Here is a 19,862-nt window from a genome sequence, read left to right as displayed (position 1 = left end):
GACCGTGCACCGGATCTACACCATGCCCGTCGCCTCGGTCTATCCGCACTACATCGTGAAGGCCGAGAAGAAGGGGCGCACGAAGGACGAGGTCGACGAGGTCTTCGAGTGGCTCACCGGCTTCGACGCCGCAGCGCTGCAGCAGCACCTCGACGCCGGAACGACCTTCGAGGACTTCTTCGCCGAGGCCGAGCTGAACCCGAACGTCTCGCTCATCACGGGTGTCGTGTGCGGTGTGCGGATCGAGAACATCGAGGATCCGCTCATGAAGAAGGTCCGCTACCTCGACAAGCTGATCGACGAGCTGGCCAAGGGCAAGCCGATGGAGAAGATCCTGCGGGCCTGATCGGTCAGGACGGCGCCCACCGCGGGTCCCGCCCGGCCCGCGCCACCAGCCGATCCAGCACCGGCGCATCGGCGGCGACCCGAACGGCCGGCCCGAACAGGCCCGGGGTTCCCGCCGGGTCGAACTGCTCCACGAACTCCAGGCACGCCGCGGCCGTCGCGTCGTCGACCACGTACTCCTGACCGGTCGCCCGGGCAAGGTCCCACGCGTGGAGCACCAGCTCGTCGCGCGCGACCCGTCCGGCCACCTCGCCGGGGAGGTCGACGCCGCCGACTCGGGTCATCCCCTCGCCGGCCGCGTCCTGGCGCCACGCCTCAACCAGACGGGGAACGCGGTCCGCCAGGGTGGCCTGCCAGCCGTCCTCCACGGTCGGTGACTCCACGAGGCCGGGTGCCGTGTCCGTCAGCGGACCGAGCTCCTTCTCGGCGGCCGCCCGGAACGCCTCGGTCAGGCCGACGACGTGGTGCAGCAACTGCCCCACGGACACGCCCATGCACGGGGTCTGCCGGCTGTGCGACTCGTCCTCGATGCCCCGGACGGTCGCGAGCAGGGCCTGACCGGCGGACTCCAGATCGATGGTGACCATGCTCCAGTGTCTTCGTGAATCGCTCCTCGCGAAACCCTCGTCGCCCACGAAACGCGCGATCATGGGTGACGGGGCAGGAACCGCGAAAGGGAGGTGGCCGATGTCGCACGGGAGTCGAGCCCGCCTCGACGAGGACCGACGGCAAACCCTCGACCGGCTCACCGGGCTGACGCGGGACTTCGACGCGGTGGTGGAGGCGGCCCTGGACTCCAACGGCGACGACGAGCACGATCCAGAGGGGTCCACCGTGGCGTTCGACCGGTCGCAGGTGGACGCGATGGTCCAGCAGACCAAGCACCACCTGAGGGAGATCGACGCCGCCCTCGAGCGCGTCGCGGCGGGGACCTACGGTGCGTGCGAGTCGTGCGGTCGGCGGATCTCCGCGGCGCGCCTGGAGGCTCGACCCGTCGCGCGACAGTGCATCAGCTGCGCCTCCACGAGCGAGAGCCGGCGCTGACCCCCGCGTGGACCGGGTCGACTCGACCGCCGATCAGCGCTCGGCCTGGAGCCGTAGGCCCGCGAGCAGCAGGTCGAGGCCGGCACTGAACTGGTCGCGGTCCTCGTGCCCGGCGAACTCCTCGGCGATGAGGTGCAGGAACGGGAACTGGGCGGCGTCCAGGTCCAGCCACCGGTCGACCTGCTCACGCAGGTAGCCGTCGCGATCGACGGTCCCGTCGATCATCTCCTGGGTCGGCGTCTGCCCGAGGTCGGCGGCGACCCCGATGACGTAGCCCAGCACGGCCGAGACCGCGTGGAACGTCTGGCGCGGCGTGAGGTCGAGTCGCATGACGTGCTCACCGATGCGCTCGTACATCGCCAGGGCGTTCGGCTGGACCTCGGCGTTGCGCAGGAAGTAGGACGCGAGCCACGGCCGGTCGGCGATCGCGTCGAAGAGCGCGACCGCGGTGGAGCGCAGGTCGTCGATCGGGTCGGCAGCGCCGGTGAACCGCTCGGTGGCGGCGAGCACCTCGCCGACCACGTGGTCCGTCGCGCGGTCGAGCAGCTCGTCCTTGCTGCCGACGTACCAGTAGATGCTGGCCACGCCGCCGCCGAGCCGCGCGGCAAGGGCGCGGAACGTCAGCGCGGGCTCCCCCGCCTCGTCGAGCAGGGCCACGGCCTCGGCGATGACGGCCTCCATCGAGTGCGAGGCGCGCCGCCGGGGTCCCGTGGCGGCGGTGCGTCCTGAGCTCGGCATGTGTCTATCCCATCACATCGGCGGTTCCGGGTTTGCTCCGGATCGAACAATGTTCTATCGTATGGAACGTAGTTCGATTATCGAACACTGTTCCAGAGGAGGCCACCATGACTGCCAGCACCACGACCCCGAGTCACACCTATCCGTCGCTCAAGGCCGCGTGGATCCCCCTGTTCGCGCTGTGCCTGGCCTTCTTCGTCGAGATGGTCGACAACACCCTGCTGACGATCGCGCTGCCGACGATCGGTCGCGACCTCGGCAGCGGCACGACCGCCCTGCAGTGGGTCACCGGCGCGTACTCCCTGACCTTCGGCGGCCTGCTGCTGACCGCCGGCTCGGCCGCGGACCGGCTCGGACGCCGTCGCGTCCTGCTCGTCGGTCTGGCCGCGTTCGGCCTGATCAGCCTCGCCGTGGTCGCCGTGAGTTCCGCGGGCGAGCTCATCGCGCTGCGCGCCGCGCTCGGCCTCGCCGCCGCCGCGATGGCCCCGATCACCAACTCCCTCGTCTTCCGGCTCTTCGACGACGAGACCCTGCGCATGCGCGCCATGACCGTGATGATCATCGTCGGCATGAGCGGCTTCATCCTCGGCCCGTTGCTCGGCGGCACCGCCCTCGCGCACGTGAGCTGGGAGTGGCTCCTGCTCGTCAACGCACCCATCGCGCTCATCGCGTGGATCGGCGTGCGGCTGGGCGTGCCGGCCGACCGCCCCGAGGACCTCACGCGTGACCGGCTGGACCTGCCCGGCGCCGTCCTCAGCATCGCGACGATCGGCCTGGCCTGCTACGCCCTGACCAGCGGCGTCGAGCACGGCTGGTGGTCGCCCACGACGTGGGCCTGCGTGCTCGGATCCGCGCTCGCGCTCACCGGATTCGTCATGCACGAGCGTCGCACCGCCCAGCCGATGCTGGACCTCACGGTGTTCCGCTCCGGCACCGTCCGCGGCGCCGCGCTCGCCCAGATCGGCACGTCGATCGCGATGGCCGGCGTGATGTTCGGCCTGATCCTGCACTTCCAGTACGCGTGGGGCTGGAGCCCCGTGCGCGCCGGCCTGGCGAACCTTCCGCTCATCGTCACGATGATCCTCGCGACCCCGTTCTCGGAGTCACTGGCCAAGCGCTACGGCCATCGCATCGCATGCCTCGTCGGCACGGGCTTCCTCGCCGGCTCGCTCGCGGGCTTCGCGTGGTCCGTCGACCACGGCTACCTGCCGATCGCCTTCTTCATGGTGACCTTCACGATCGGCCTGCGCACCGTCATGACGATCTGCGCGGTCGCCCTCGTCTCGGCGATGCCCGAGAACCGGACGTCCATCGCCGCCGCGCTGAACGACACCGCGCAGGAGGTCGGCACGAGTGTCGGCACCGCGGTCGTGGGGACCTTCATCGCGGTCCTCGTGACGACGACCCTGCCGTCGGGCGTGTGGAGCACCGAGCTGGTCGAGTCGTTCTTCCACGGCGAACGCGTGACCTACGCGGTCCTGGCCGTCGTCGTCGGCCTCGTGGCCGGCTGGGGCGCGCTCACGCTGACCGACTCGCGGTCCACGGAGGAGCACCCCGCCTGAGGCTCGCGGGGGCTCCGGCCCCCGCCCGACTCAGTCGTCCTCGACCGGCTCGCCCGTCGGATCGTCGTAGTTGTCGACCGCGAGGTGGGCGCCGCCCACGGGGTGCTCGGGCCAGCCGACGAGGGTCCATCCCGTCCGCGGATCGCCCTCGACCTCGACCAGTCCGGTGTTCGGCAGCGGGGAGCGCTCGACGAAGTCGACGTCGACGCCGCCCACCCGGGCACTGGTCCACGTCCGGATGGCTGCGCCGTGGGACACCGCGAGCGCGGTCTGCGCCCCCGAGTCCGCGATCGCGGCGATCGCGGAGTCGTAGCGGTCGAGGAACTCGTGGCCGTCCTCGCCACCGGGCATCCGCGCCGCCAGCCGTCCCCGCGCCCACGCGAAGGCCGTGTGCAGGTACGTCATGTGGGACTCGTGGTCGCCGGCCATCTCGAGGTCGCCCGCGCCGATCTCGCGCAGACCGTCGAGCGTGACCGGGTCCAGCGACCTGGCCACCGCCAGCGGCGTCGCCGTGAGGGTCGTGCGCACGAGGTTCGAGACGAAGACCGCGTCCACGTCACGGTCGTGGAGCGCTCCGGGAACGGCCTCGGCCTGCCGGAACCCGAGCGCGGTCAGCTCGGCACCGGGTGCGGCCGTGTCGAGCAGGCCTCCCACGTTCGACGGGGTCTGGCCGTGGCGCAGGAGCAGCAGTCGCATCACACCACCCTGTCATCCGCGATCGAGAACTCCCGGAACGGGGTTACCGAGCGTCGAGGAGGATGCCGCCGTCGGGCGCGCCCGGTCCGTGGCGCAGTTCGAGGTCGCGGCCGCGCAGCCGCTCCCCGCAGTGCGAGCACGTCAGCTCGGCGTGTGCGACGTGACCGCAGTTCGCATGGACGGCCTCGACGGGAGCACCTTCGGGAGCGAGCCACCGGTCGCCCCACTGACGCAGCATCGTGAGGACGGGCCACAGGTCGCGGCCCTTCTGCGTGAGGACGTACTCCGACCTCGGCGGCCGCTGCGAGTACTGCACCTCCTCGAGGATCCCGTGCTCGACGAGGGTCTGCAGTCGTGCGGACAGGACGTTGCGCGCGATCCCCAGCCGCGTCTGGAACTGCTCGAAGCGGGTCACGCCCATGAGCGCGTCACGCAGGATCAGCGGGGTCCACCACTCCCCGATCACCTCCAGGCTCTGGGCGATCGAACAGTTCATCTCGGAGAAGCTGCTGCGGCGCATGCGCCCAGCCTAGTCAGTTGCACCACGCAACGCACTAGGTCTAGTGTGCGTTTCGTGACACAACTGACTACACGGACCACCTCGCCCCGCCTCGTGATGGCCGTCGTCGCCGTGGGCGTCCTGCTGTCCGGATTCGACCTGTTCGTCGTCAACGTCGCACTCGGTGACATCGCCGCGTCACTCGGCGTCGGCGACCTCGCGGACCTGTCGTGGATCCTCAACGCCTACGCGATCACCTTCGCCGCGCTGCTCGTGCCCGCCGGGCGGGTCAGCGACCTCGTCGGCAGCAAGAACGGGTTCCTCGTCGGGCTGCTGGTCTTCACGCTCGCGTCGGCGGCGTGCGCGTTCAGCCCCGGCCTCGGCACCCTCATCGCCTTCCGGATCGTCCAGGCCGCGGGCGCTGCGCTGATGATCCCGTCGTCGCTGGGCCTGGTCCTGACCGCCTTCCCGGCCGAGAGTCGCGCCGGCGCGGTGCGGCTGTGGGCCGGACTCGGCGGTGTCGGTGCCGCCCTCGGACCGGTGGTCGGCGGTGTTCTCGTCCAGGCCGACTGGCGGTGGATCTTCCTGGTCAACGTCCCGCTCGGGATCGCGGCCGCGGTCGTCGGCTGGCGGGTGCTGCCTGCCACGGTCGGGCACCCCGGACGGCGTCCCGCGCTCGGCGGCGCCCTGCTGCTGGTCGCGACCGTCGCCACCCTCGTCCTGCTCCTCGTCGACGGCTCCGAGTGGGGCTGGACCTCGACCAAGACCCTCGCGGTCGCGGCGATCGTGGTCGCTGGACTGGCCCTCAACGCGCTCGCCGTCGCCCGGTCCGCCGACCCGATCGTGAGCCTCGGCCTGCTCCGGACTCCTCACTTCACCTCGATGAGCCTGACGCTCCTGACGTTCCACGTGGCGTTCGGCGCGATGCTGCTGTCCCTCGTGCTGTGGCTGCAGGACGTGTGGGGGCTCTCCGCGCTCGAGACTGGACTGGGCATCGCGCCGGGGCCGCTGCTGGTGCCGTTCGTGGCCGTGTACGGCGGTCGGCTCGTCGCGGCGATCGGCCCACGGGCGGTGGTCGCGGTGGGTACGGGCGTGTTCGCCACCGGGGTGGCGTCGTGGGCAGTGCTCGCCGGGCCCTCCACCTCGTACGCCACGTCGATCCTCCCGGGCCTGTTGCTGACCGGAGTCGGCGTCGGGCTGGTCGTCCCGCCCGCCATGGCCCTGGGCTGCAGCCAGCTCCCGCCGGAACAGCACGGCACCGGCTCGGCCGTGCTGCAGACCGCGCGCCAGGTGGGCATCGCGGTGGGCGTCGCCGCGCTCGTCGCCGTCCTCGCCTCGCAACCCGCGGGCCCCGAGGCCTTTGCAGTCGCGTGGTGGATGACCGCCGCCTTCGCGCTCGTCGCCAGCATCACCGCGCTCGGGCAGTCGTCGCGATGACCGCCGTGATCGCCGATGTGCTCGATGGCGCGAGCGACGTCGACCTGCGTCCGTTCAGCGGCTTCGGAGGCCTGCAGGGTGGACTCGTCGCGGCCGTCGCGCTGCGTGAGATGCGCTCCGTGGCCTCCCCCGACCTCATCCCGATCGAGCTCACGGCGTACCTCGTGCGACCCGTCACCGAAAGCCTCGAGGTGCAGGCCGAGCTCACCCACGAGGGCCGCGGCGTGAACCTCGCCTCCGCGACGGTGACCTCCGGTGGCCGGACCGCGGCCGTGGCCACGGCGGTGCTCTCCGCTCCCCGCCGTCCGGACGTCCCGACCGACCGGGCGCGGCCGCCCGTCGTCGACTTCCCGCTCGACCGCGCCCGACGCTTCGTGGTGCCGCCCGAGTTCGTGCCCATCAGCACGCGGATCGAGATCCGGCCCGCGACCGCTCCCCTGCCGTTCTCCGCCTCACCCGAGCCGAACCTGTGCGCGTGGATCCGGCTGAACGAGCGGGTCGAGGACCCGTGGGAGCGCCTGCTCGTGCTCTCCGACGCGCTGGCTCCGTCCTTCTCCGCGGTCCTGACCGAGATGCGCACGATCCCCACGGTGCGCACCACGGTCCGGTTCACTCCGGAGGTCGCCTCGGCCGACGCCGGCTGGGTGCTCGTCGACGCCACCACGGTCGATGCGAGCGACGACGGCTGGCTCACCGAGGACATCCGGATCTGGACCCCTGACGGCGTGCCGCTGGCGACCTCGTCGCAGTTGCGGACCATCCGCTAGGAGCCCGCCGCGCACTAGGCTCGCGAGCGTGAGCACGAGTTCCTCGGCCGGGTTCGCCGCGGTCGTCGGCGGACTCGCCGGCGCTGCACTGGCATCGCGACGCGGTGGCCGGGCGGTCGCGGCCGGCGCGCTGGCCGGGGCAGCCGGGCTCGCCGCGTCCGAGACGGTGGCGCGGCTCCGCCAGCAGCCGGACGAGATCCCGGCGCTGTGGCAGCGGATCGCCGTGAGTGCGGCACTCGCCGCCCCACTGGGCTGGGCAGCGGAGCGAGCCGGTGCCGGCCCGCGGGCGATCAGCACGGTCACCGGCGCGGCAATCGGAGCGTTGGGACTGCGCCCGCAGAAGGTGGCGCTGGGTCCGGTCGTGGGCACCGGCGTCGGTCAGGTCCTGCACCGCACGAACGCCTCCGGGGCGCTGGCGGCCGCCGCGGCGGTGGTGGCCCAGCGCGGTCTCTCGGCCCTGATCTTCCGCGACCCGCAGGTGAGCCTGCTCGCCGAGCGGGCCCGCACCGAGGACCTGCCCTTCGTGGTCCCCCGGCCGGCGCGGTCGCGGTTCGTGGGCACCGACTACGTCCGGGCGCTCGCCGACGAGCTCGGTGGTCAGTACACCGCCGACCACCAGGACACCGGCATCGTCGCCTCACTCGACGCCCTGGCCGGGTCGGGGTTCGACCCGCAGCAGGTCGACCCGCTGGTGCGCGAGTTCTACGAGCACACGACGCGGTTCGCGCTCGACATCGTGCCGCGGTGGCGCGCGTGGGTCCGCCCGGGCTACCTGCTCTACCGCACCGCGGTCGCACGCCCGCTCGGCCAGGCCAGCATGCCCATGAACCAGCGCGAGGCCCAGCGCGGCATCCGCAGCCGCATCGACACGATCTCGGGCGTGGACGGCACGGTGTCGGTGCGCGGCTGGATCCGGTCGTTCGCCGACGACGACGAGCCGATCATGCTCGGCATCTACACGACCTACACGCACGAGGGTTCCGGTTACGTCAGCGTCGGGTTCCCCCTGCCCGAGGGCAGTTTCACCGCGACGCTGCGGCCGAGGTCACGGCCCGACGGCGGCCTGACGCTCACCAGCCGGATCGACGACGGCCAGGCCGGGCACTACCTCTCCTACGTCGACCCGGCAGCCGACGAACTGACCACCCTGGCCGTGCCGGGCTTCGAGGAGGAGCTCGACGTCTTCGTCCGCGACGGCGTCCTGCGCGCCGAGCACGCCTTCCGCGTCTTCGGGTTCGGCTTCCTCGTGCTGGACTACCGGATCACCCGCAAGGCCTGACGGGCCGTTGACGCAGACCAGACACAGGCGCACGGTGGACGGATGAGCACCCCGCTCGATGTCGAGTACCTCGTGGTGGGCGCCGGCGCCATGGGGATGGCGTTCACCGACGCCCTGGTCGGCCACGGCGACGCCAGCGTCGCCCTCGTCGACCGACGGCACGCGACCGGAGGCCACTGGCTCGAGGCGTACCCGTTCGTCCGCCTGCACCAGGCCTCCGCGTTCTACGGCGTCGCGTCGACCCTCCTCGGCGGCGGGCAGCTGCAGCAGTCCGGTCCCGAGCAGGGCCTGCAGGAGCGCGCCACCCGGAACCAGATCTGCGGCTACTACGAGTCGGTCCTGACGACCCTGACCGACTCGGGCCGGGTGGAGTTCCTGTCCGGCTGCGAGTACACCGGCGGTCGCGAGGTCGTGTCGCTCGTCTCGGGAGAGCGGTTCAGCGTGCCCGAGCACTGCCGGATCGTCGACGCCCGCTACCTCTCCCCCAGCATCCCCGCGGAGAAGCCGCCGCCCTTCGGGGTCGAGGACGGCGCACACGTGATCGCGGTCAACGACCTGGCCCGGCTGGAGGAGACGCCGAGCGAGTACGTGATCGCCGGAGCGGGAAAGACCGCGACGGACGCCTGCATCTGGCTGCTGGCGCACGGCGTGGATCCCGACCGGATCACCTGGGTCCGCCCGCGGGATCCCTGGATGTTCGACCGTGCCGTGATCCAGCCCGATCCGGCGATCTTCGTGGGCATGGTGGCCGACCTCATGGAGGCCGGCCGTGCCGCCGCCTCGCCCGAGGACCTCTTCCTGCGGCTGGAGGACGCCGGGATCATGCTGCGGATCGATCGCGACGTCATGCCGACGATGGCGAAGTCCCCCACCCTCGCCCGTTGGGAGCTGGACCGGCTGCGCACGCTCGAGCGCATCGTCCGGCACGGCCACCTGACCTCCGTCGGCCCCGGCCGGCTCGGCTTCGCCGACGCCTCGGTGCCGGTGGCGCGCGACGCCGTGGTCGTCCACTGCGCCGCGGACGGCCTGAAGTACCCGCCGCTGGTGCCGATCTGGGGCCCCGACGCGATCACGCTGCAGCCCATCCGGGCGGGGTTCCCGTGCTTCGGCGCGGCGCTCGCCGGCTACGTCGAGGCGACGCGCGACGACGATGCCGCGAAGAACCGTCTCTGCGCGCCGACGCCCTACGGCGACTCGATGCGCCAGTGGATCGAGATGACGGTCCTGGGGGGCCGCTCCGCCGCCGCGGCGACCTCGGAGCCCGACGTCAGGGCCTGGGCGAACGGGACCGCGCTCAACCCGGCCCGCATCCCCGAGGGGTACACGTCGGCAGCGCTGGACGACGCCCGCGAGCGCCTCGCGACCCACACCGGTCCGGCGATGGAGCGCCTCGCGCAGCTGGTGTGACCCGTGCCGTCAGTAGCCGACGCGGTCGTCCCAGCCGAGCTGTCGCGCGCCAGCCACCGACCGGTGAACGGGTACGCCCGCTCCACGGGCGCGACGGCGGCCAAGGCTTCCACTCTCGCACCCGGCGCGGGCACCATGTGAGGATGGCGACGCGCTTCGACGACCATTTCGACGGCACGGATCTCGACCGGTCGGTGTGGCTCCCTCACTACCTGCCTGCCTGGAGTTCACGCGCGGCCTCCGCGGCCGACCTCGAGGTCCGCGACTCCTGCCTGACCCTGCGCATCACGCCCGAGCAGGGCCTGTGGTGCGCCGACGACCACCGGCCACCGCTGCGCGTCTCCGGCATCCAGAGCGGCAACCACTCCGGACCCGTCGGCAGCACGGTGGGCCAGCAGCCGTTCCGCGACGGGCTCACCGTGCGCGAGGAGCAGGAGACCTTCTGGGGCTGGACCCCGCAGGTGGAGTCACTCGAGGTGGTCGCGCTGATGGACCTGTCGCCGCGATCGATGGCGTCGTGCTGGCTCGTCGGGCGTGAGGTCGAGCCGCGCGAGTCCGCCGAGATCTGCCTCTTCGAGGTCTTCGGCGACACAGTGGACCCCGGTCGCTCGGCCGAGGTGGGCGCAGGCTTGCATGCCTTCCGCGACCCCGATGTGCCCGAGGACTTCGCCACCACGCGACGGCAGATCGACGTCGCCGAGTTCCACACGTACGCCCTTGAATGGACGTCCGACGAGGTGCGGTTCCTCGTCGACGGCGAGCCACTGCGCACCTGTCCTGGGCCGCCGACGTATCCGATGCAGGTGATGCTCGCGGTCTTCGACTTCCCCGAGCGGGCGCCCGGCTCGGACCCCGGTCACGTGCCGCGGCTCGTGGTGGACCGCATCCGCTCCACGTCCTGACGCGGCGTTACTTCCCCGGCCGGCGCTCGGGAGTCGGCTCGAGAGGTCGGGGTCGGGACCTCGGCATCCAGCCGTCCACGATGGCACGGCTCAGCGGGGCGCCTGACCGCGGCCCGAGTCGGCCTCGTGCGCCATCCGCCGCAGCGTGGTCAGCACGGGCTCGTAGAGCAGGGTGCCGATGACGAGCTTCTCCGCGGCGACGACCGGATCGGTCTCGGCGGTGACCCGAGGGACATCCACAGCCGCCACGGTTGCGGCGGCCTCGGCATAGGCGTCGAGGACCTCGTCGGTCGCCGGGAAGTCGAGTTCGTCGAGGGTGTCGAGCGCGGCCGCCAGCGTCTGGCGGTGCGGGCTCTCGGGCTCGAGGTCCCAGCCGCGCCGGGCGAGCAGCGCCTCGACCTGCTGCAGCGAATCCTCGGACGGCTCCTCGGGGACGGGCGCGGACAGGTGCCACTGCGCGACACCGCGGGCCTCGTGCGGTGATCCGGACGCGTCGAGCGCGACGACCACGGCACGGACGTCCTCGAGCGCCAGCCCGGCCACCTCGGTGAGGGCGCGGACGAGGCGCAGGCGTCGCAGGTGCGACTCGTCGTAGCGCGCCCACGTGGCGCCCTCGGTCGCGCCGGGCGGGACGAGCCCGGCCCGCAGGTAGTACTTGATCGTCGCGGTCGGCAGCCCACTGCGGGCGGCGAGTTCGGCGAGGCGCATGACCACATCTTGACAGATGGGATAGTGAAGGTCTCCAATAAAAGGGATAGTTCCACTATCCGATCACTGGAGTACCCATGGAAACCCTGCTCTCCGACGAGTCACGTCAACTCGCCGGCATCCTGTTCCTCGCTCTCGTCACCGTCGAGACGGGCGGCCTCTACATGGTCAAGATCGTCACGGGCCGCGCCGGCGTCACGCCGTTCCAGGAGAAGTTCGCCCGCGCCGGGCACGCTCACGCCGGAGTGCTGCTGGTGCTCGCACTGGTCTGCCAGCCGTTCGTCGACGCCACCGAACTGACCGGCGCCTGGGAGTGGCTGGCGCGCACCGGCGTCGCGGTGTCCGCGCTGCTCATGCCGGGCGGCTTCTTCTTCGCCTCGATGGGCCGCGACCGCACCGAGCCCAACCGGTTCATCCTCATGGTCTTCGCCGGCGCGCTCCTGCTGGCGGTCAGCCTCGCGACCCTCGGCATCGGACTGCTCGTGGCGTGAGCGCCCGCTGCCCTGCCGCGAGGGCGCCTCGCGGCTAGGCCGACGCGGTGCGGATGCGGACCTCGCGCTCCATCCGCTTCTCGTGACGCTCGCGCCCCTTGATCGCCTCGCGCTCGCGGCTCTTCGGCGGCGCCTTCGTCACGAGGTCGTCGAGCAGCCGCCGCGTCGCCACCGCGATCTCGTCGATCGCCCGCTCGAACGCCTCGGCATTCGCCTGCGACGGCCGAGTCGACCCGCTGACCTTCCGCACGAACTGCAGCGCCGCCTCGCGCACTTCCTCATCGGTCGTCGCGGGCTCGAAGTTGTGGAGCACCCTGATGTTTCGGCACATATTCCGACTGTAACTCCGGTCGGCCGTACGTGACGGTTTCGCGGATTTACGGTCGCTGGTCGTGGCACGCTCTTGCGATGACGAACGGCCCCCGACCCCCTGCTGGCTGGTATCTCGATCCGGGCGGCGAGATGCGTTATTGGAACGGCACGGCGTGGACCGAGCACACTGCGAGCAACTATCGGTATCCGCAGACGTCTCAATATTCGACCGGGTCGACGGTGAGCAAGCCGTGGACTCGTCGATGGCAGGTCTGGCTGGTCGCGGGGTGTGTGGCCCTCTTCGGAATCGGTGCGATCGGCAACGCGGCCACGCCCGACACCACCGAGGATGTGGCGAAGCCCACGCAAGCGACCGAACCAGCGCAAGAGGTTGACCAGACCTCGCCCAGCGCCACGCCGAGCCCCACGCCCGTCGCTAAACCGACGAGCAAACCCGTAGTCCTCCTCTTCATCACGGACCAGAAGGACGGTGACTCCTGGGTGGCGTCGGACGGCAAGGAGTACCGCCTGGGACTCGTCAACACGCCAGAGTGGAACGAGCAGTGCGGGCCGGAGGCGACCGCATTCACGCGCGACTTCCTCAGCGATGGGTTCACGGTCGATGCGTACGCGTCCGACGACTATGGTCGGGCGGTCTCCGAAGTACGTGACAAGGAGGGCCGGTCGCTCAACCTCAAGCTTGCGAAGAGTGGACTCGGCGACGACCGCTACCTCGAGCAGTTCCGCCATGAGAACCCCGACCTGGGTCGTCGACTCGACCGTGCCTTCGCGTCGGCGTCGCAACCGGCCTGCCGGAAGGCCGCCGAGCCCGTCCCACTTGTCACGAAGCCCCGCAAGACTGAAGCGCCTGCGAGCAAATGCATGTCCGGGTACTCCCCCTGCCTGCCGATAGTCGCCGATTTGGACTGCGGCGAGATCGGCCATCCCGTCTCAGTGACGGGCGATGACCCGTACCGATTGGACCGGGACGGCGACGGGATCGGATGCGACTAAACCATCCGCGGAAGTGACGCTCGTTTGCACGCCTGGCCTGCGTTTGGTGGGCGATTAAACGGGTGACCAACTATCTGCGCGTCACATCCGGCGCCTCCGCGTGCGCGCTCGGAGGGAAGCGAGCGCGATCAAGCGTGTTGACACAAGATGCACAGCGCACCTGCATCGTGTGCGTCGTCACACGATGTGTGCGCGCCCGCGGAGCCTATTGCGCCTTCTGCATCCGCACGAGGCCCTAGATCTGGTTGACTAACGGTGCCGGATCCAACGGACCTGAGAGTGCCATGAAGTCGACGACGCCCGAGGCCGATTTTTACGTCTTCTTTGATGAGTCGGGAACCCACGATTCCAGCCAACTCACGCTCGCTGGTGCCGTAGAAGTTGGTGACTTCACCCTCATCCAGGAAGGGGTTCGCACTTTGGAGCAACGTGCACTTGCTTCGCCCCACCTATGGCAGGGAAATTCGTCGAAGCGAGCCGTCTTCGCCCGGCGGGGATTTCATTATGGCGAGGACAATGCAAGCGTCCAGGGTCTGTTCGTCGACGGTTTCAGCGAACTACCCTTCCGCTCAAGCGTTATGTTCTCGCGTCGATCCATCGAACTTGACACCCCGGACCTGCTTATCAACATGTATTTTGCAATGGTCCGCAATTACGCCCAGAAGCACCGCAGTCGGACGATCGCATTCGTTTTTGAGCAGAACACGTCCCTTGATGAGTCCTACTCCAAGATTGTGGCGGCGGCGATGGAGTCCCTCGATGGACCGACCCCGGAACACGTGACCTTGATCGGAACCAAGCCGTCGCCGGGACTCTCGCTCGTCGACTATGTTCTCGGGATCGTTTCTGCCCGCCTCAGCCATTACTACGGCCTCAAGGGCGAAATCCAAGCGTACAAGATCTCGCACTACGAATCTCTCGCAAGCCGGGTATCCCATGTGCTCGACTTCGATGCGGGGGTCCACCGGTCGAAGTTTCGTGACATCATGTTCGAGCGTGCTCCGTCCGCCCCATCTACTTAGGGTCTGAGTATGACCCGCAGGCGGATCGCACATTGCTAGTCTCGTAGCCGTGGTGTGGGCGGAGCACGTTTCTCTAATCGGAAACCGCGTCGGCGTTGCCGCCAGCCTGGGATGGCCGCTGCCAACGCTAGAGGCGATGGCGAACGGCCTCCGAGAGGCGCCAGTCATCTGGGGCGACCCGGATTGGCCCGAAGCGTGTGAGCCAAGCGACGAGTTCTTTCAAAGCCGGCTTCCCGACTATGAGCTGCGCCTTGTGGTGGTGCGAGGGAAACGCCGGCTTATCCATGTCCCGCAGTTTCGGCTGAAGATGCTTCAGACGCAGATTCGGGAGCTGTTGCGGTACCCCGCAGAGGAGCTTCTCCACGAGTGTTGTCATGGCTATCGTGTCGGGCGGTCTGCCCGTACTAATGCTGCACCACATGCAGGACGCCTCCATGTGCAGAAGTTCGACATTGTCGACTTCTTTCCGTCGACGACCCACGGGATGGTTGAGCGCGTCTTGGAATCAATAGGGTTCGACGGCGAATCCAGCCAGCTACTCGCTGACTTAAGCACGCTGCGGGACGCACTCCCGATGGGCTCGCCCTCGAGTCCCGTGATCTCAAATCTCATGCTCGCGTCGTTCGACGAGGAAATGTTCGCCGCAGCAAACGCCGAAGGCGTTACGTATACGCGTTACGCGGATGATCTGACATTCTCGAGTAACGACCAATTTGACCTCACGCCCTCTGTCCACGAGTTGCTCGCGAGACGCGGCTACGAACTTTCGCAGCGCAAGAATGTTACGAGGCGTCGAGGCCAAGGCCTGACCGTGACGGGTCTCGTGGTGTGGGACGGTCCGCCCCGGCTACCAAAGCGCTTCCGGAATCGACTGCTCACAGAGTTGCACTTCATAGAACGCTACGGAATCGACGACCACGCTCTACGCGAATACTCGTGGTCTTGGATAGATGCCGAAGCGGACCCCGGAAAGCATGTTGCCATGACCCGCGCCCACGTGCGAGGGAAGATTCTGTACGCGTTGAGTATTCAACGAGCATGGACAGAGCAACAGCTTTCAAGATACCCCGGAGCTTCGAAAGCACTGATGGGATCCGCCCAGACCCGTTCGCAGGCGCGGGCAAATCGCGTGGAATTCTTGCAGCGGCAGGCTGAACTGATACGACTTCGACCGGAGCCTCGCGCCTCATTTTGGGACGCCTCATAGTGGGCGCCGCAGTCGTGATGCGGCCACCGAGCGACCCGCCCGACTCCTCTGCGATAGTGCGGAGATGACCTCGCCGCTACGTCGTGCCGTCGGATCCATGCAGCACGCGTACCGGGCCAGCGGGGCGGACCGGCCGTTCGGGGATCCGCTTCCTGCGCACGGAGTCGCGATGGAGGGGTACTTCTGGCGGTTCACCGATCCCGCGTCCGGGCGGGTCGTGATCGCGCTCGACGGGGTGAACCGGGCGGCCGATGGGATGTGGTCGACCCTCGGGCTCGCGGCGCATCCGAACGGCTTCCTCCGCACCACGACACACCCGGCGGGCCATGCCGACGAACGCGGGCTGGGCGTCACCTCGGGCGACGCCTTCCGTGGCACCGCCGACAGCCTGCGAGTCGACCTCGCGCCGGACGCACGGCTCGACGTGAAGATCACGAATCCCGTGCCCTGGCCGCGCCGCAGCTTCGGCGGGTCGAGCGTCTTCCAGTCGGTCCCCGGGCTCAACCAGTACTGGCACCCGTGGCTGCTGGGCGGGTCCGCGCACGGCACGGCCGTGGTCGGCGACGAGACCTGGGACCTCGACGGCTGGTCGGTCTACGCCGAGAAGAACTGGGGCAAGGGCGGGTTCCCCGACTCGTGGTGGTGGGGTCAGGCGCAGGGCTTCGCCGACCCGTCGGTGTGCGTCGCCTTCGCCGGCGGCGAGGTCACCGCCGGACCGCTGCGCACCACCGTCACGGCCGTGGTCGTGCGGCTGCCCGACGGCTCCGTGATCCGGCTCGGCGACCCGGTCGTCTCGCCCGTGCGCGCGGAGGTCACCGACGAACGCTGGTCGCTCCACGGCCGCAGCGCCCGGTGGCGCGTCGACGTCGAAGGATCAGGCAGTCTCGCCAGCGCCCACGTGCTGCCGGTGCCGCTCCCCCTCGAACGGCGCAACGTGCCCGGCGCGATCGAGCACCTCGGCGCCCACATGCGCGTCACCGTCCGCCGCCGGGGCAGCCTCGTGTGGGAGGGCGAGTCCCACCTCGCCGCGCTCGAGCACGGCGGCATCGACCGGGCGCGCGCCGAGGTCACGCGACGGGGTCACGGACCGGACGCCGAGGACGCTCCCCCGATCGCCTGACTCAGGTCGGCGGGCCGGCCCCTCCGCCCAGCTCCATCGCCTCGCGCGCGATCGGCGGCGGAGCGTGGAAGTCGAAGGCGCGGAACAGCACCGCGTGCGCGACGCCCAACTGCCGCCCCTGCATCGCCGTGATGCCCGTGATCATCGGGCGCGGCGGCGGGTGTCCCTCGATCCCCGCGAGGTACTGGCCGTGCGCCTCGAGCGACGCAATCCCCTTCTCGAGCGGGTCGCCGGTGACGTCGACGCCGTGGGTCGGGCGCTCGTCACCGGAGACGAGCAGCCACCGCGGCGACCACGGGTCCAGCCCCTCCGAGAGCAGCTCGGGGAACACCCACCGGTTGCCGGCGTCGCGCAGGGCGTCGAGCGTCGCCATCCCGGCCACCCGGTGATCGGCCTGGTTCAGACCGGCGACGAACTCCACGTTCCACGAGCCCACCACCACGGCGTCGGGCCGGAACCGGCGGATCGCCCTCGAGATGTCCCGCCGCATCGCCAGCGAGTACTCGAGGACTCCGTCGGGGTAGTCCAGGAACTGCACGTCCGAGACGCCCACGACCTCCGAGGCCGTGATCTGCTCGCGCTGACGCAGCTCTGCCGTCTCCTCCGGCGGCAGCGCGTCCATGCCCGCCTCACCGCGGGTCAACAACAGGTAGGCGACGTCCACGCCCTCGCTCGTCCACCGCGCCACGGCCGAGGACGTGCCGTACTCCACGTCGTCGGGGTGGGCCACGACGCACAGGACGCGCTCGAAGGCGTCGGGTGGCAACGGCGGCAGCAGCTCATCTGCGCTCATCCTCGGAGCGTACGCCCGGCGTGGGCCTCATGGGAGACCTCTATACGTGGTCTCGATACACCGCTCGTTCCTCGCGGCACTCGACCAGCGGGGCGGGTCCGATGGTGGTCTCGATACGCGGGCTCGTACCTCGCCCAGCTACTCGACCACCGGTCGGGTCAGTGACCCCCGCCGATGGCGGCGGGGCCGTCCTCGCGACGGATGTCGATGACGTGGCCGGTCATCGGGGCGAGCAGGACGTCGAGCGAGCGCTTGGCGACCTCCTCCGACGACAGCAGCGTGCCGGCCGGCTCGTCACCGAAGGCCTTCGTCCGCATCGGGGTGCCGGTGCGCTCCGGGTTGACGCAGTTGACCCGGACCGAGCCGGCCCACTCGTCCGCGAGCGCCTGCGTGAGGTTGACGGTCGCGGCCTTCGCCGACGAGTAAAGCGAGTAGCCCTTGCGGCCGCGCGTGTAGGACGACGACGTGAACAGCAGCAGGGAGCCGTCGGACTCGGCCAGCAGCGGCCGGAACTCCTGCGCGATGAAGATCGGCGCGAGGTAGTTGATCTCGGTCGCGGCCCAGATCGTCTCCTCGCTCGTGTCGGCGAGGTCACCGATGGGCAGGACGCCCGCGGTGTTGACGACGAAGTCGACCCGGCCGGTCTTCGCGATCACCTCACGGGCGGCCTCCGCGACGTCCTCACGACGATCGACGTGGGTGCCCGTGGCGGAGCGCGAGAAGGAGAAGACGGTCGCGCCATACGACTCGGCGAGCTTCGCGATGTCGCCGCCGATCCCGTACGAGCCGCCGAACACGACCATCGTCCGGCCCGCGAGCGCCTCGCGGTACTGGTCGTCGTCGAGCTCGGCGGGGGTTTCGGCCGAGGCCAGCTGGAAGAGCTTGTCGGCGATGTAGACGTCGATCGGCTCGGTGACCTTCATGTTCCGCTCGTGGCCCTGCACGACCGCGATCGGGACGTCGGGCCGGTACCGCAGGACGACCGTGCAGTCGTCGGTCGCGGTGAAGTCGGGGTCCTGCCAGGCCTTCTCGTACGCGTCGCGGATGACCGACGCGCGGAAGGCCTGCGGGGTCTGGCCGCGGCGCAGCAGGTCGCGGCGCAGGACGTCCTCGATCGTGTCGAGCTCACCGGTGCGCTCGGCGTGCACCTGGACGACCGTGTCGGCGGACGGGATCGCGGTGTCGACGGCCTCGTAGTCGCCGAGCGCCTCGACGACGTCGGCGATGATCTTCTGCGACACGAGCGGACGCACGGCGTCGTGGAACAGCACGTTGCACTCGCCGTCGCCGAGGGCCTGCAACGCCAGGCTCGTGGTCTCGTTGCGGGTCGCGCCGCCCTCGAGCACCTGCGTGACCTTCGGGTAGGCGCCGTCGCGGACGATCGCGTGCACGGGGTCGAGGTGGCCCTGCGCCATGAGGATGACGATCTCGTCGATCGACTCGGCCGCCTGGAAGACGGCGATCGTGTGCTCGAGGATCGTCTTGCCCGCGATCTTGATGAGCTGCTTGGGGATCGACAGGCCCACCCGGGTGCCGGTGCCACCGGCCAGGATCACGGCGACGTTGCGCAGTTCGGTCACCCGTCGAGGCTACCCGGCGGTCCCGCCTCGGCCGCCGACCGGTGATCTCGATACGCCGCTCGCTGCGCTCGCGTGCTACTCGATCAGCGGGTCCGGTGGGATCTCGACATGCCGGTCAGCGGGTCCGGTGGGATCTCGATATGCCGATCAGCGGGTCGGGGCGACTCCCGGGCGCATGACGGCCTCGGACTGCTCGGACTTCCACGCCCGGAAGCCCTCCTCGGTGACGCCGCGGCGCCAGTAGGCCGAGACGGAGATGTCCGAGCGCTCGACCAGACCGTCGAGCAGGTACGGCCGGACCGACTTCAGCAGCGCCGACTCGCCGTGCACGAACGCCTGGACGCGGCCGGCCGGGAAGTCCCACGCGCGCACCGCGTCGTCCAGCAGCGTCGTCGTGCCAGGCGCGGCGCCGTCGCGGTACAGCCAGTGGATCGTCAGGTCGCCCGGCGACGGCAGCGCGATCTCGTGCTCCGGCCCGTCCACCTCGACGAACGCCGTGGCCGCGACGCCGGGGGCGAGCGTCGCCACCGACGCGGCGATCGCGGGCAGGGCGGCCTCGTCGCCGACGAAGAGGTGATGGTCGGCCTCGGGCTTCGGAGCGTAGGCGCCGCCGGGGCCACGGAACCTCAGCGAGTCGCCCGGCTGCGCGGCCTGCGCCCACGGGCCGGCGATGCCCTCGGCGCCGTGCGTCACGAAGTCGATCGCCAGCTCCTCGGCCTCGGCGTCGACCCAGCGGATCGTGTAGGTCCGGAGCACGGGGCGATCGTCGGGATCGTCGCCGGCGAACACGAGCTTGACGTACGTGTCGGTCGTCGGCAGGTGACAGGCGAGGTACTCGGCGAACGCCGGCCCGCCCAGCACGACGCGACGCAACCTCGGGGCGAGCTCCTCGGTGCGGACGACGGACAGTTCCACCTCGGTGCGATTCGCCACGCTGTG

The 19,862-nt window shown here is 70.1% G+C and carries 22 protein-coding genes; 13 read left to right on the top strand and 9 right to left on the bottom strand.

What is annotated here, in order from left to right; genetic code table 11:
- Window positions 1–4: 4 nt before the first annotated feature.
- Window positions 5–346: a DUF2200 domain-containing protein gene (locus ACT26F_RS02085; protein ID WP_471668821.1), complete on the top strand. Its 342-nt coding sequence runs from the start codon at window positions 5–7 to the stop codon at window positions 344–346.
- A gap of 4 nt (window positions 347–350) precedes the next feature.
- On the opposite strand, the gene ACT26F_RS02080 is transcribed toward ACT26F_RS02085, so the two are convergent.
- Window positions 351–932, bottom strand: a complete 582-nt coding sequence (locus tag ACT26F_RS02080; RefSeq protein WP_471668820.1) for a TIGR03086 family metal-binding protein — start codon at window positions 930–932, stop codon at window positions 351–353.
- Window positions 933–1,032: 100 nt separating this feature from the next.
- Here ACT26F_RS02080 and ACT26F_RS02075 point away from each other — a divergent pair, with 100 nt between their 5' ends.
- A complete protein-coding gene (locus ACT26F_RS02075; protein ID WP_471668819.1) occupies window positions 1,033–1,389 on the top strand; it encodes a TraR/DksA family transcriptional regulator in 357 nt (118 codons plus the stop codon).
- Between the two features lie 33 nt (window positions 1,390–1,422).
- Here ACT26F_RS02075 and ACT26F_RS02070 read toward each other — a convergent pair whose 3' ends face one another.
- Window positions 1,423–2,127 (bottom strand): TetR/AcrR family transcriptional regulator, encoded by a 705-nt coding sequence (locus ACT26F_RS02070; RefSeq protein WP_471668818.1) that lies wholly within the window; start codon window positions 2,125–2,127, stop codon window positions 1,423–1,425.
- Between the two features lie 107 nt (window positions 2,128–2,234).
- On the opposite strand from ACT26F_RS02070, the gene ACT26F_RS02065 reads away from it, so the two are divergent.
- Window positions 2,235–3,689, top strand: a complete 1,455-nt coding sequence (locus ACT26F_RS02065; protein WP_471668817.1) for an MFS transporter — start codon at window positions 2,235–2,237, stop codon at window positions 3,687–3,689.
- Window positions 3,690–3,719: 30 nt separating this feature from the next.
- Here ACT26F_RS02065 and ACT26F_RS02060 read toward each other — a convergent pair whose 3' ends face one another.
- Window positions 3,720–4,385, bottom strand: coding sequence for a histidine phosphatase family protein (locus tag ACT26F_RS02060; protein ID WP_471668816.1), 666 nt, complete (start codon window positions 4,383–4,385; stop codon window positions 3,720–3,722).
- A gap of 43 nt (window positions 4,386–4,428) precedes the next feature.
- Window positions 4,429–4,905, bottom strand: coding sequence for a winged helix-turn-helix transcriptional regulator (locus ACT26F_RS02055; RefSeq protein ID WP_471668815.1), 477 nt, complete (start codon window positions 4,903–4,905; stop codon window positions 4,429–4,431).
- Window positions 4,906–4,959: 54 nt separating this feature from the next.
- On the opposite strand from ACT26F_RS02055, the gene ACT26F_RS02050 reads away from it, so the two are divergent.
- The 5 genes from ACT26F_RS02050 to ACT26F_RS02030 all read left to right on the top strand — a co-directional run bounded on the left by ACT26F_RS02050 (window position 4,960) and on the right by ACT26F_RS02030 (window position 10,676).
- On the top strand, window positions 4,960–6,321 hold the full coding sequence (locus ACT26F_RS02050) for an MFS transporter (RefSeq protein ID WP_471668814.1): 1,362 nt from the start codon (window positions 4,960–4,962) through the stop codon (window positions 6,319–6,321).
- Complete coding sequence (locus ACT26F_RS02045) at window positions 6,318–7,088, top strand: acyl-CoA thioesterase (protein WP_471668813.1); 771 nt, start codon at window positions 6,318–6,320, stop codon at window positions 7,086–7,088. The genes ACT26F_RS02050 and ACT26F_RS02045 overlap by 4 nt, the downstream gene beginning before the upstream one ends.
- A 28-nt stretch (window positions 7,089–7,116) precedes the next feature.
- Entirely contained in the window at window positions 7,117–8,367 is a 1,251-nt protein-coding gene (locus tag ACT26F_RS02040; protein ID WP_471668812.1) for a hypothetical protein, read from the top strand.
- Window positions 8,368–8,409: 42 nt separating this feature from the next.
- Window positions 8,410–9,774, top strand: coding sequence for a pyridine nucleotide-disulfide oxidoreductase (locus ACT26F_RS02035; protein ID WP_471668811.1), 1,365 nt, complete (start codon window positions 8,410–8,412; stop codon window positions 9,772–9,774).
- Window positions 9,775–9,917: 143 nt separating this feature from the next.
- A complete protein-coding gene (locus tag ACT26F_RS02030; RefSeq protein WP_471668810.1) occupies window positions 9,918–10,676 on the top strand; it encodes a glycoside hydrolase family 16 protein in 759 nt (252 codons plus the stop codon).
- A gap of 90 nt (window positions 10,677–10,766) precedes the next feature.
- Here ACT26F_RS02030 and ACT26F_RS02025 read toward each other — a convergent pair whose 3' ends face one another.
- Window positions 10,767–11,384 (bottom strand): MerR family transcriptional regulator, encoded by a 618-nt coding sequence (locus ACT26F_RS02025; RefSeq protein ID WP_471668809.1) that lies wholly within the window; start codon window positions 11,382–11,384, stop codon window positions 10,767–10,769.
- Window positions 11,385–11,461: 77 nt separating this feature from the next.
- Between ACT26F_RS02025 and ACT26F_RS02020 the strand changes: the two genes are divergently transcribed.
- Window positions 11,462–11,875 carry a DUF8059 family membrane protein gene (locus tag ACT26F_RS02020; RefSeq protein ID WP_471668808.1) on the top strand — a complete coding sequence of 138 codons (414 nt, stop codon included), beginning with the start codon at window positions 11,462–11,464 and terminating at the stop codon, window positions 11,873–11,875.
- Between the two features lie 34 nt (window positions 11,876–11,909).
- Here ACT26F_RS02020 and ACT26F_RS02015 read toward each other — a convergent pair whose 3' ends face one another.
- Entirely contained in the window at window positions 11,910–12,206 is a 297-nt protein-coding gene (locus ACT26F_RS02015; protein WP_471668807.1) for a DUF2277 domain-containing protein, read from the bottom strand.
- 77 nt (window positions 12,207–12,283) lie between these two features.
- On the opposite strand from ACT26F_RS02015, the gene ACT26F_RS02010 reads away from it, so the two are divergent.
- The 4 genes from ACT26F_RS02010 (at window position 12,284) to ACT26F_RS01995 (ending at window position 16,550) form a co-directional block, all read left to right on the top strand.
- Window positions 12,284–13,201, top strand: a complete 918-nt coding sequence (locus ACT26F_RS02010) for a DUF2510 domain-containing protein (protein WP_471668806.1) — start codon at window positions 12,284–12,286, stop codon at window positions 13,199–13,201.
- A 284-nt stretch (window positions 13,202–13,485) separates the two neighbouring features.
- The gene (locus ACT26F_RS02005; RefSeq protein ID WP_471668805.1) at window positions 13,486–14,223 is read left to right on the top strand and encodes a hypothetical protein; all 738 of its coding nucleotides are present in this window, start codon (window positions 13,486–13,488) and stop codon (window positions 14,221–14,223) included.
- A 49-nt stretch (window positions 14,224–14,272) separates the two neighbouring features.
- Window positions 14,273–15,430: a reverse transcriptase family protein gene (locus tag ACT26F_RS02000; RefSeq protein WP_471668804.1), complete on the top strand. Its 1,158-nt coding sequence runs from the start codon at window positions 14,273–14,275 to the stop codon at window positions 15,428–15,430.
- A 64-nt stretch (window positions 15,431–15,494) separates the two neighbouring features.
- The gene (locus tag ACT26F_RS01995; RefSeq protein WP_471668803.1) at window positions 15,495–16,550 is read left to right on the top strand and encodes a tocopherol cyclase family protein; all 1,056 of its coding nucleotides are present in this window, start codon (window positions 15,495–15,497) and stop codon (window positions 16,548–16,550) included.
- A 1-nt stretch (window position 16,551) separates the two neighbouring features.
- Here ACT26F_RS01995 and ACT26F_RS01990 read toward each other — a convergent pair whose 3' ends face one another.
- From ACT26F_RS01990 to ACT26F_RS01980, 3 genes are all read right to left on the bottom strand, one after another.
- Window positions 16,552–17,343, bottom strand: a complete 792-nt coding sequence (locus ACT26F_RS01990) for a PIG-L deacetylase family protein (RefSeq protein WP_471668802.1) — start codon at window positions 17,341–17,343, stop codon at window positions 16,552–16,554.
- A gap of 158 nt (window positions 17,344–17,501) precedes the next feature.
- The gene (locus tag ACT26F_RS01985; protein ID WP_471668801.1) at window positions 17,502–18,923 is read right to left on the bottom strand and encodes an SDR family NAD(P)-dependent oxidoreductase; all 1,422 of its coding nucleotides are present in this window, start codon (window positions 18,921–18,923) and stop codon (window positions 17,502–17,504) included.
- A gap of 147 nt (window positions 18,924–19,070) precedes the next feature.
- Complete coding sequence (locus ACT26F_RS01980; RefSeq protein ID WP_471668800.1) at window positions 19,071–19,856, bottom strand: siderophore-interacting protein; 786 nt, start codon at window positions 19,854–19,856, stop codon at window positions 19,071–19,073.
- Window positions 19,857–19,862 lie beyond the last annotated feature (6 nt).

The sequence above is a fragment of the Aeromicrobium sp. SP1 genome (genome assembly GCF_055663785.1).
This window is presented reverse-complemented; position numbering and strand designations above follow the sequence as displayed.

Bases quoted from the DNA above. Each gene is read 5' to 3' on its own strand.
- ACT26F_RS02015 (WP_471668807.1), bottom strand. From the start codon at position 12,206: ATGTGCCGAAACATCAGGGTGCTCCACAACTTCGAGCCCGCGACGACC.
- ACT26F_RS02075 (WP_471668819.1), top strand. From the start codon at position 1,033: ATGTCGCACGGGAGTCGAGCCCGCCTCGACGAGGACCGACGGCAAACC.
- ACT26F_RS02030 (WP_471668810.1), top strand. From the start codon at position 9,918: ATGGCGACGCGCTTCGACGACCATTTCGACGGCACGGATCTCGACCGG.
- ACT26F_RS02080 (WP_471668820.1), bottom strand. From the start codon at position 932: ATGGTCACCATCGATCTGGAGTCCGCCGGTCAGGCCCTGCTCGCGACC.
- ACT26F_RS02005 (WP_471668805.1), top strand. From the start codon at position 13,486: ATGAAGTCGACGACGCCCGAGGCCGATTTTTACGTCTTCTTTGATGAG.
- ACT26F_RS02020 (WP_471668808.1), top strand. From the start codon at position 11,462: ATGGAAACCCTGCTCTCCGACGAGTCACGTCAACTCGCCGGCATCCTG.
- ACT26F_RS02070 (WP_471668818.1), bottom strand. From the start codon at position 2,127: ATGCCGAGCTCAGGACGCACCGCCGCCACGGGACCCCGGCGGCGCGCC.
- ACT26F_RS02045 (WP_471668813.1), top strand. From the start codon at position 6,318: ATGACCGCCGTGATCGCCGATGTGCTCGATGGCGCGAGCGACGTCGAC.
- ACT26F_RS02025 (WP_471668809.1), bottom strand. From the start codon at position 11,384: ATGCGCCTCGCCGAACTCGCCGCCCGCAGTGGGCTGCCGACCGCGACG.
- ACT26F_RS02060 (WP_471668816.1), bottom strand. From the start codon at position 4,385: ATGCGACTGCTGCTCCTGCGCCACGGCCAGACCCCGTCGAACGTGGGA.
- ACT26F_RS02055 (WP_471668815.1), bottom strand. From the start codon at position 4,905: ATGCGCCGCAGCAGCTTCTCCGAGATGAACTGTTCGATCGCCCAGAGC.
- ACT26F_RS01995 (WP_471668803.1), top strand. From the start codon at position 15,495: ATGACCTCGCCGCTACGTCGTGCCGTCGGATCCATGCAGCACGCGTAC.
- ACT26F_RS02035 (WP_471668811.1), top strand. From the start codon at position 8,410: ATGAGCACCCCGCTCGATGTCGAGTACCTCGTGGTGGGCGCCGGCGCC.
- ACT26F_RS01990 (WP_471668802.1), bottom strand. From the start codon at position 17,343: ATGAGCGCAGATGAGCTGCTGCCGCCGTTGCCACCCGACGCCTTCGAG.
- ACT26F_RS02065 (WP_471668817.1), top strand. From the start codon at position 2,235: ATGACTGCCAGCACCACGACCCCGAGTCACACCTATCCGTCGCTCAAG.
- ACT26F_RS02010 (WP_471668806.1), top strand. From the start codon at position 12,284: ATGACGAACGGCCCCCGACCCCCTGCTGGCTGGTATCTCGATCCGGGC.